Annotated in this window: 8 protein-coding genes and 1 riboswitch; all 8 genes read left to right on the top strand. The window is 51.3% G+C overall.

The features are described 5' to 3' along the window. Positions 1 to 225 precede the first annotated feature (225 nt). The 8 genes from LKD70_RS17970 to xdhC all read left to right on the top strand — a co-directional run bounded on the left by LKD70_RS17970 (position 226) and on the right by xdhC (position 9,914). Entirely contained in the window at positions 226 to 945 is a 720-nt protein-coding gene (locus tag LKD70_RS17970; protein WP_227709243.1) for a DUF554 domain-containing protein, read from the top strand. 89 nt (positions 946 to 1,034) lie between these two features. Beyond that, a complete protein-coding gene (locus tag LKD70_RS17965; protein WP_227709242.1) occupies positions 1,035 to 1,544 on the top strand; it encodes a gamma carbonic anhydrase family protein in 510 nt (169 codons plus the stop codon). Then, positions 1,534 to 3,024 (top strand): aminoacyl-histidine dipeptidase, encoded by a 1,491-nt coding sequence (locus tag LKD70_RS17960; RefSeq protein WP_227709241.1) that lies wholly within the window; start codon positions 1,534 to 1,536, stop codon positions 3,022 to 3,024. The genes LKD70_RS17965 and LKD70_RS17960 overlap by 11 nt, the downstream gene beginning before the upstream one ends. Positions 3,025 to 3,127: 103 nt before the next feature. Next, positions 3,128 to 3,224, top strand: a riboswitch (purine riboswitch). Between the two features lie 115 nt (positions 3,225 to 3,339). Continuing rightward, the gene (locus LKD70_RS17955; RefSeq protein WP_227709240.1) at positions 3,340 to 4,773 is read left to right on the top strand and encodes an NCS2 family permease; all 1,434 of its coding nucleotides are present in this window, start codon (positions 3,340 to 3,342) and stop codon (positions 4,771 to 4,773) included. A 97-nt stretch (positions 4,774 to 4,870) separates the two neighbouring features. Beyond that, the gene (locus tag LKD70_RS17950; RefSeq protein ID WP_227709239.1) at positions 4,871 to 6,160 is read left to right on the top strand and encodes an amidohydrolase family protein; all 1,290 of its coding nucleotides are present in this window, start codon (positions 4,871 to 4,873) and stop codon (positions 6,158 to 6,160) included. A 67-nt stretch (positions 6,161 to 6,227) separates the two neighbouring features. Next, the gene (xdhA, locus tag LKD70_RS17945) at positions 6,228 to 8,549 is read left to right on the top strand and encodes a xanthine dehydrogenase subunit XdhA (RefSeq protein ID WP_227709238.1); all 2,322 of its coding nucleotides are present in this window, start codon (positions 6,228 to 6,230) and stop codon (positions 8,547 to 8,549) included. Further along, complete coding sequence (gene xdhB, locus LKD70_RS17940) at positions 8,542 to 9,423, top strand: xanthine dehydrogenase subunit XdhB (RefSeq protein WP_227709237.1); 882 nt, start codon at positions 8,542 to 8,544, stop codon at positions 9,421 to 9,423. Before xdhA ends, xdhB begins: the two co-directional genes overlap by 8 nt. Further along, positions 9,423 to 9,914: a xanthine dehydrogenase subunit XdhC gene (gene xdhC / locus LKD70_RS17935; protein WP_227709236.1), complete on the top strand. Its 492-nt coding sequence runs from the start codon at positions 9,423 to 9,425 to the stop codon at positions 9,912 to 9,914. The genes xdhB and xdhC overlap by 1 nt, the downstream gene beginning before the upstream one ends. Positions 9,915 to 10,176: the final 262 nt, after the last annotated feature.

Genomic DNA, 10,176 nt, shown 5'->3' with positions numbered 1-10,176 from the left:
CAAGAGCATTCTGTTAAAAAGAAATATAAAATGATCAGATAAAGTCCAGATCGAATTATCTGAAAATAAGATAAATAAACTGACATTAAAAAATAAGAAAAAGTGCCAACGATTACTTGACACATACTGTCAAGGAAAACAGCTTGTGATTCGGCGGGAAAAAGCGTATACTTATATTTGGTGTTTTTATTTTCACCGCCGGGAAAGAGAGAAAGGGCATGAAAAATGATCGGACTTGGCACAATGATTAATGTAGCTGGAATTCTTGCGGGCGGACTGATCGGGCTTCTGGGAAGCAGGGCGATCAGTGACCGGTACCGGCAGACACTGATACAGGCGAACGGAGTGTGCGTGCTGTTTGTCGGCATTGCCGGCGTGATGCAGGAGATGATGAAGGTTTCCGGCGACGCACTTGTGAGCAGCGGCACGATGATGATCGTCATAAGTTTTGCCCTGGGAGCGCTGATCGGGGAGTGGATTAACCTTGAGCAGCGGATGGAGCAGTTCGGAAGCTGGCTCAGAGTGAAGACGGGAAACAGCGGGGAGAACCGTTTTGTAGACGGTTTTGTCACCTGTTCTCTTACGATCTGTATAGGAGCCATGGCGGTGGTCGGTTCCATACAGGACGGAATACAGGGAGATCCGTCCACGCTGATTTTAAAGGCAGTGCTGGATATGCTTATCGTGTGTGTGATGACGGCTTCCATGGGAGTCGGCTGTATGTTCGCCGCCATTCCCGTTGCGGTGTTTCAGGGTGTGATCACGGTTCTTGCGCGGTTTATCGAGCCCTGGATGACAGACCGGGCGCTGTCCAATCTGTCGCTGACCGGCTCCATGCTCATTTTCTGCGTGGGAGTGAACCTGATCTGGGAGAAAAAAATCAAGGTTGCCAATATGCTGCCGGCCATTGTGGTGGCGGTGGTCTGTGCATTTGCGGGGATATAGGATACGGCGTGTCCCGGGAACATAAGGGAATGCAGGAGGACGTAAGAGCAAATGTAAGAGAACGCTGCCGGTGAGGAGGTGTGAGACAGATGAGCAGAAATCAGAAGATTGCAGAGTCGGCAAGCATCGTAAAGGAGTCTGTGGTGGACGGTGACGTATCCGTCGGGGAAGATTCCTGTGTGCTGTACTATGCGGTGCTCCGGGGAGATGTGGAGCGCATTGACGTGGGGAAGCGGAGCAATATCCAGGATAACTGTACCGTCCATGCGGACCGGGGATGCCCGGCGGTGATAGGCGACGATGTGACCATCGGCCATAATGCGGTGATCCACGGATGCACGATCGGAGACGGAACTGTGGTCGGGATGGGCTCGGTCATTCTGAACCGGGCGAAGATCGGGAAGGAATGTCTGATCGGAGCGGGGAGCCTGATCCTGGAAGGGCAGGAGATACCCGACGGCAGTCTGGCCGCGGGACATCCCGCATCGGTAAAGCGTATGCTGACGGAAGAAGAGCGTAAAAAGCTCTATGAGAACAGCAGAGCCTATGTGGAAGAAGGAAAAAAACTGAAAAGAGAGGGAAAATGCCATGAATTATAAAATCAGAGGATACAAACCGGAAAAGCTGTTTCATTGTTTTGAAGAGATATCTGCCATTCCGAGAGGATCGGGAAACGAAAAGGCGATCAGTGACTATCTTGTGCGCTTTGCAGAGGAGAGAGGACTTGAAGTGTATCAGGACGACAGCTTTAATGTGCTTATCAGAAAGAACGCCTGCGGGGGTGCGGTCAGCAAGACTCCGGTTATGCTCCAGGGACATCTTGACATGGTGTGCGACAGCCTGGCGGGAACGGAACATGATTTTGAGAAAGAGGGAATCAATCTTGTGTTAAATGACGGCGTGCTCTCGGCTGATGGAACGACGCTCGGAGCGGACAACGGAGCAGCGGTGGCGCTTATGATGGCGGTGCTGGACGACGACAGTCTTACGCATCCTCCGCTGGAGTGTGTGTTTACCACAGAAGAGGAGATAGGACTCAACGGGGCGAGCGCGTTTGACAAATCAAAGATCCATTCGCGTATCCTGATTAATCTGGATTCAGAAGATGAAGGCGTTGCCACAGTCAGCTGCGCGGGTGGAATGCGGATCGATCTTACGCGCCGTGTGACAAGAGTGAATGCTTCAGGTATGGTTCTTCGTCTGGAAGTTTCAGGCCTGATGGGAGGACACTCGGGGATGGATATCAATAAAGAACGCCAGAACGCAGACTTGATCATGGCCCGTATGGCAGAGGCGCTTATAGAAAAGACCGGCGCCGGACTTGTGAGCCTGTGCGGCGGAACAAAGGACAACGCCATTCCGCGGGAATGCGAAGCGGTTCTGCTCTGTGAAAATGCAGAGGAAGCAGAAGCGGCGCGCAAAGAAGCAGTGAAGTTTGCTGAAGTACTCACGGAGGAGTTAAGACCATACGAACCCGGAATTGTTATTAAAATTGATACGGAAGAAAGACAGGAGGTTTCAGTGCTTTCCAAGGAGGATGCAAAGGCACTGACCGGTGCTCTGCGCCTGATCCCCAACGGTGTTCTGCGGGCGGATTACAAGCCGGGCGGATTTGTCATAGCATCCGTAAATCTCGGGATTGTCCGCACGGAAGAGGACAGGATTGTCATAGCATCCGCTCCCAGGTCATCAGTAGCTTCACTTCAGGAGGATACGAAGAACCGGTTCAAGACGCTTGCCGGGACATTTGGATTTGAGATCGGATTCCGGGGTGAGTATCCCGGCTGGAGTTATCAGGAGAATTCGCTGATCCGCAGAGTATTTCAGGAGAGTTACAGGGGACTTTTTCAGGAAGAACTTAAGATCGAAGAGATCCATGCGGGGCTTGAGTGCGGTCTTTTTGTGGACGCTCTCCCGGGGATGGACGCCATATCTGTCGGGCCGACAATAAAGAATGTGCATACGCCTGATGAAGAGATGCCGCTGGATTCCATGGAGCGGTTCTGGCTGCTTCTTGAGGATGTACTCAGACAGCTTGGAAATATGGATAATGGAAATCCCTGCGAAATCATCGATTAGCACAAAAATATGTGTGGTTTCGATGCGAAAATTATGAAAAATGCTTATTTTTCTTAAAAAGCTTGATTTTTATAATAATAATAAAATAAGTGTTAAAGAAACCACACATATCTTTTGTCAGACATGTATAAACCGGGGATTGGCCCGGTGTTTCTACCAACTACCGTAAAGAGTTGACTACATGGAATATGTAGCCAGCCCTTTTTTATTTTGCTTTTGAGAAAGGAGGAGTGCGTTTTTTAATATGGAGGATCCCACTATTTCGGCTGCGCTGCATTACAGAGGAAACATGAGATACTGTGTAAAAAAGATGTAATGGAGGAAAGAATAGTGGAACAAAAGAAAAGGAATTTTTTAGACCGTTATTTTGGGATTACAGAAAGAAATTCAACGATTAAGACAGAAATCCTTGCCGGCATAACAACTTTTATCACTGTGGCCTATATTCTCGTACTGAATCCCCAGATTCTTTCAGATCCGTATGTGGTTATGGGAGAGGCGGATATGGCCGTCAAAATTTCAAACGGAGTTTTTATCGGAACATGTCTGGGCGCTTTTATCGGTACGATGCTCTGTGCTCTCTATGCAAAGGTGCCTTATGCACAGGCGCCGGGAATGGGGCTGACCGCGTTCTTCGCATACACGGTCGTGCTCGGAATGGGGTACACGTACAGCCAGGCGCTTGTTATTGTTTTCCTGTCGGGAGCATTTTTTATTATCATCACGGCAGCCGGACTCAGAGAAGCGATTATCCGTGCTATTCCGGATGTGCTGAAGAAGGCGATGACTCCGGGAATCGGGCTTTTTATTACGCTGATCGGACTGAAGAACTCAGGACTTGTCGTTTCCAACTCATCCACGCTGATCAGTCTTGTTGATTTTTCACAGTGGAGAACGGAAGGGGCCGACCTGAGTGTACTCAGCGGGGCGCTTACAGCGGTTTTCGGCCTTATGGTGATCGGCGTGCTCTACGCCAAAAATGTAAAGGGATCCGTTTTTATCGGCATTATCGCCGCTACAGTTATCGGAATACCGCTGGGAGTTACGAAGCTGTCCAACTTTGACCTGAATCTGGCGGCCAAGTTTGCAGACTTTGCCGAGGTGTCGTTCCTGAAACTGGACTTTGCCGGACTTTTTGCAGGAACGAATTTGGCGGAAAACCTGTTTACGGTTGTCATGCTCGTCTTAAGCTTCTCGCTGGTGAATATGTTTGACTCGATCGGCACGCTTTTCGGAGCTGCGAAACAGTCGGGAATGGTCGATGAAAACGGGGAAGTGATCCGCATGAAACAGGCGCTGATGTCAGATGCGGTTTCCACGCTGACAGGCGCACTTGTGGGAACATCTTCGGTCACAACTGTTGTGGAGTCAAGTTCCGGTATTGCAGCGGGAGGACGCACCGGTATGACGAGTCTTGTAACCGGGCTTCTGTTCCTGGCGGCAATTATATTTGCCCCGGTTGTGGGATGCATCCCGTCAGCTGCGACAGCTCCCGCGCTGATTTTCGTTGGCGTGCTCATGCTGAGCAATATCCGCGATGTGGACTTCAGCAAGATGGAGGATGCTCTGCCCGCATTCTGTACAATAGTGTTTATGCCGTTTACATACTCGATTGCCAACGGAATCGCAATGGGACTGATCAGCTACTGCGTCATCTGTCTCTTTACGGGAAAAGCAAGAGAGATCAAGCCGCTGACCGTGGTGATCTGTGTCCTTTTCATCATCCGGTATGCTTTTGTGACGATCTGAACATATGAAGAGCTGTGAATATGCAAAAAACTGTGCATACAGGATGAACTGAAATGATGTGAAAAGACGGGGATTCAATCAGGGTAAGGAGAGAAAAATGAAAGAAAAGGAAAAAGTCACAATACTGAAGGGGAATATTGTGTACAGCAAAAACCCGAAAGAGTTTACGATATATGAACATGGATATCTTGTCTGTCAGGATGGAAAGACGGAGGGGATATATCAGACGCTTCCTTTTAAGCTTGGCGGGACGCCCATCCGTGATTTCGGCGACTGCCTGATTATTCCGGGACTTGTGGATCTTCATATCCATGCGCCGCAGTACGCTTTCAGAGGACTGGGAATGGATATGGAACTTCTGGACTGGCTGGAGGCTAATACGTTTCCGGAGGAGGCCCGGTATGAAGACCTGGAGTATGCAAAGAAGGCGTACGGGATCTTCGCGGACAACATGCGGAGGAGCGCTGTGACGCGGGCGTGTATTTTCGCCACCATTCACAGACCGGCGACCATGCTCCTTATGGACCGGATGGAGAAGACCGGGCTGGACACATATATCGGGAAAGTGAATATGGACCGGAACTGTCCGGATTATCTGAGAGAAGATACCAGGGAGTCCGCGGAGGCAACGCTTTCCTGGCTTAAGGAAGTGAAAAAGAGAAACTATCAGAATACACGGCCCATTCTGACGCCGCGGTTTACGCCGAGCTGTACGGATGAACTGATGGAGGAACTGAAAAAACTTCAGATCCGCTACGATCTGCCGGTACAGTCTCACCTGTCGGAGAACCCGGGAGAAGTCAGCTGGGTGAAGGAGCTCTGTCCGTGGTCAGAGTTTTACGGCGATGCCTACGACAGGTTCGGCCTGTTCGGGGCGGACTGTCCGACGATTATGGCCCACTGTGTGTACAGCGGCGACAAAGAATTGGAGCGGATCAGGGAGAACGGCGTGATGATCGCCCACTGCCCTGAGTCCAATATGAACTTATCTTCGGGAATTGCGCCGGTAAGACGGTTCCTTGAGATGGGAATCAAAACAGGGCTTGGAAGCGATGTGGCGGGAGGCTCGACAGAGAACATGTTCCGGGCCATGGCCCACGCGGTGCAGGCGTCGAAGCTGAGATGGCGTCTGGCGGATGAAACTCTCGCCCCGCTGACCGCAGAAGAAGTCTTCTATATGGGGACAAAGGGCGGCGGAGAATTTTTCGGAAAGGTGGGCAGCTTTGAGGACGGATATGATTTTGATGCGGTCGTTCTCGATGACAGCAGGCTTGCCGGCCCGGGGCCCCTCGACATAAGAAGCAGGCTGGAGCGTATGATCTACCTGGCAGACGAGCGCGAGATCCGGGCCAAATATGTAAAAGGAAGAGAGATCGATCTGTCATAAAAGACAGATGTTCTATAAAAAATCAAGGTGCCGTTTGGGCGCCGCTATGAAAACCGGAGGTGATGACATGGAAACACGAAACCATGAGAGCGGCAAAAGCTATAAAAGAGTGGACGCTTTTGAGAAGGTGACAGGGCGGGCAAAGTATACGGACGACCTGTGCGACCGCAATGCATATGTGGCGAAAATTCTTCATTCTACGATCGCTCACGGCTATGTGAAATCCATTGACACATCAGAGGCAGAGAAAATACCCGGAGTGGTAAAAGTGATTACCTGTTTTGATGTGCCGAAAAATTATTTTCCCACGGCGGGTCATCCGTGGTCCACGGAACCTGCGCATCAGGATGTGGCCGACCGGCTGCTCCTGACAGATCATGTCAGATTTTACGGAGATGATGTGGCAGCAGTGGTGGCTGAAGACGAGGTGGCAGCAGCCCAGGCGGTACGTGCTATAAAAGTGGAATATGAAGAGCTTCCCTTTGTGCTGGATGTACATAAGGCGATGGAGGACGGGGCGCCTCAGATCCATGAGAAATATCAGAACAATATCCTCGCGCACACATCCATCCGCAATGGAAACTATGAAGAGGCGAGCAGGGAACCGGGACTGATCAAGGTGGAAGGCTGGTACCATACACCGACTGTCCAGCACTGCCATATCGAAAACTTTATCTGCTATGCCTATATGGAGCAGGGAAGGGTGGTTGTTGTGTCATCCACCCAGATTCCCCATATCTGCCGGCGGGTTGTCGGTCAGGCGCTGAACGTTCCGTGGGGGCAGGTGCGGATTATCAAGCCGTATATCGGCGGAGGATTTGGAAACAAGCAGGATATTCTCTATGAACCGCTGTGCGCGTATCTCACAACGCAGGTCGGAGGCCGCACGGTAAAACTTGACGTGTCCAGAGAAGAGACGTTTGTATCCAACAGAGTGAGACACTCTATCGATTTCCATATTATCTCCTACGTGAGGCCGGACGGCACGTATGCGGCCCGCAAGTTTGAGAGTTTTTCCGATCAGGGCGCATATGCGTCCCACGGACACAGCATCGCGGCAAAGGGAATGGGATGCTTCCCGCAGCTCTACCCGTGCCCGAACATTGAGGCGGATACATACACCGTGTTTACGAACAAGTCAGTGTCCGGAGCCATGAGAGGATACGGGATTCCCCAGGCAATGTTCGCCATGGAGAGCCACACCGACGACGTGGCGAAGGCGCTGGGAGTACCGCCGTATGAGTTCCGGATGAACAATGTGATGCCGAAGGGATTCACTGACGGATTCTCGAAGAATGTGAACTATTATGACACATTCCGGGAATGTATGGAAAAAGGAAGAAAAGATTTTGACTATGATGCAAGAAGAGAGAAATACGCCCATCAGACAGGAAATATCCGCCGCGGCGTGGGAATGTCTGTCTTCTGGTACAATACCGGTGTGTGGCCGATCTCCCTTGAAACATCGGCATGCCGTATGGTGCTTAACCAGGATGGAAGCATTCAGATCCAGCTCGGAGAGACGGAGATCGGACAGGGGGCTGACACAGCTTTCGCGCAGATGGCAGCGGAGGCGGTGGGAATCCCGTTTGACATGGTGCACGTTGTTTCCTCTCAGGATACAGATGTGACACCGTTCGGAACCGGCGCCTATGCTTCCCGCCAGACTTATATGGCAGGATTCTCGATCCGTCAGACCGGTGAGATGCTGAAGCAGAAGATTCTGGAGACAGCATGTGAGCTGACTCGGCAGATGAAGGAAAACATGGACGTAATCGACGGAAATATTGTCCGGACTACGGACGGGGAAGTGCTCATGAGCGTGGGTGAACTGGCGACAGAAAAGCTTTACAGCCTGACGAACAACGGCCATCTGACCGCGGAGAGCAGCTATCAGATCAAGAACAACGCGTATTCCTTCGGATGTACGTTTGTCGAGGTGGAGGTCGATATCCAGGCGTGCAAGGCGCATGTGACCGACATCCTGAATGTGCATGACTGCGGCAGGCTGATCAATCCGGCGCTGGCAGAGGCACAGGCGCACGGCGGCATGAGCATGGCCATCGGCTACGCACTCTCGGAGACGCTGCTCTTTGATGAGAAAACAGGAAAGCCGCTGAACAATAACCTTCTGGATTACAAACTGTCCACATTTATGGATCATCCGGATCTGAAGGCAACGTTTATCGAGAACTTCGAGCCCACCAACCCGTACGGGACGAAATCGCTCGGAGAACCGCCGGCATGTTCGCCGGCTCCAGCGATCCGAAACGCGATCCTTCAGGCCACCGGTGTGGCGCTGGATGAGCTGCCCATGCGGCCGCACGTGCTCTTTGAAGAGTTCAAAAAAGCGGGACTGATACAGGAAGGGGGAGAAGCCAATGTATGATATGAAAGCATTATACGAGGCGGAGAGTGTATCTGACGCGATCCGGCTCTTACAGGAACATCCCGGGGCGCAGATTATCGCCGGGGGAAGCGACGTGCTCGTCCAGATGAGAGAGGGAAAACGCGCAGGTGCAGAGCTTGTGAGCATCTACTCTCTGGATGAACTGCGCGGCGTGAAGATGGAGGAGGACGGAACACTCAGGATCGGTTCCCTGACCAGTTTCTCCCATATTACAAAAGATCCTCTGATCCAGAAGCACATCAATGTGCTCGGTGAGGCCGTGGACATGGTCGGAGGACCCCAGATCCGGAACATCGGAACGATCGGAGGAAACACATGCAACGGCGTGACTTCCGCTGATTCTGCGTCCACCCTGTTTGCGTGGGATGCGGTGATCGAGCTGACCGGACCGGAGGGAGTCAGACGTCTTCCGATCAAAGACTTTTATATCAAAGCCGGCAAGGTGGATCTGCGGCCGGCGGAGATTCAGACCGGAATACTGATCCGGAAAGAGTCCTATGAGGGATATGAAGGACATTATATCAAATATGCCATGAGAAACGCCATGGATATCGCGACGCTGGGGTGCTCTGTAAACGTGAAGCTCTCAGAGGACAAGAAGAATTTTGAGGATATCCGTATCGCGTACGGCGTGGCAGGACCGGTTCCCATGCGCGCGGTACACGCAGAAGACGCGGGGAGAGGACTTGCCGTGACAGAGGAGAACATAGAGAAAATCGGCGATACCGTTCTTGAGGACGTGACGCCCCGTGACAGCTGGAGAGCCAGTAAGGCATTCCGTGAACATATCTCAAAAGTCCTGTGCAAAAGGGCGCTTAAGGAAGCTGTGGAGAGATCGGGAGGTGCTGTGTAATGAGCGAGAGACAGTATAAACTGGTGCGCTGCCGCATCAATGGAGTAGAGCGGGAGACGTACGTGGATGTGAGGGCATCTCTGACAGACATGCTGAGAAATGACTACTCCCTGACCAGCGTGAAGAAAGGCTGTGAGGTCGGAGAGTGCGGCGCCTGCAATGTGATGATTGATGGGGAATGTTACAATTCCTGTATCTATCTGGCAGTGTGGGCGGACGGAAAAGACATCCGCACGCTGGAAGGGCTTTTAAGTCCGGACGGAGAACTTTCCGATATTCAGCAGGCGTTTGTTGACGAGACTGCGGTTCAGTGCGGGTTCTGTACACCGGGCGTGATTATGAGCGTGGTGGAGATACTTGAGAGCGGAAAAGAATACACAAGAGATGAGTTGAGAAAGCTGCTCTCCGGCCATCTGTGCCGGTGCACAGGGTATGAGAATATTCTCAACGCAGTGGAGAAGACGATGAAGCGGCGGCTGGGGAAACTGTGAGAAAAGCAGTTATTGTGGATAACGGCTGTCTGATAATGATTGCGGCCGCTAAAGAAGGGGGTGGAGAAATTCGCCCTCTTTTTATGTAAAATTACGTGCGATAAGGTTGACAATTCCGGGATTTTATATTTATCATATGATGTCGGGGTCAAAACATAGTGTTTTCTATGTTTGAATCTCCGCATGAACCTTGAAAATTTAATATTTTACAGTATATATACCATAAGAGGCTTCATGAACTGAGAATCATTAGTGCACTTCT

The organism is Ruminococcus turbiniformis (genome assembly GCF_020687545.1).
GTDB lineage: Bacteria > Bacillota > Clostridia > Lachnospirales > Lachnospiraceae > Mediterraneibacter > Mediterraneibacter turbiniformis.
The sequence above is the reverse complement of the archived record's forward strand: the minus strand, read 5'-3'. Positions and strand labels throughout refer to the sequence as shown.

Excerpts from the sequence above, each read along its gene's own strand:
- LKD70_RS17970 (WP_227709243.1), top strand. The coding sequence starts at position 226 with ATGATCGGACTTGGCACAATGATTAATGTAGCTGGAATTCTTGCGGGC.
- LKD70_RS17965 (WP_227709242.1), top strand. The coding sequence starts at position 1,035 with ATGAGCAGAAATCAGAAGATTGCAGAGTCGGCAAGCATCGTAAAGGAG.
- LKD70_RS17960 (WP_227709241.1), top strand. The coding sequence starts at position 1,534 with ATGAATTATAAAATCAGAGGATACAAACCGGAAAAGCTGTTTCATTGT.
- LKD70_RS17955 (WP_227709240.1), top strand. The coding sequence starts at position 3,340 with ATGGAGGAAAGAATAGTGGAACAAAAGAAAAGGAATTTTTTAGACCGT.
- LKD70_RS17950 (WP_227709239.1), top strand. The coding sequence starts at position 4,871 with ATGAAAGAAAAGGAAAAAGTCACAATACTGAAGGGGAATATTGTGTAC.
- xdhA (WP_227709238.1), top strand. The coding sequence starts at position 6,228 with ATGGAAACACGAAACCATGAGAGCGGCAAAAGCTATAAAAGAGTGGAC.
- xdhB (WP_227709237.1), top strand. The coding sequence starts at position 8,542 with ATGTATGATATGAAAGCATTATACGAGGCGGAGAGTGTATCTGACGCG.
- xdhC (WP_227709236.1), top strand. The coding sequence starts at position 9,423 with ATGAGCGAGAGACAGTATAAACTGGTGCGCTGCCGCATCAATGGAGTA.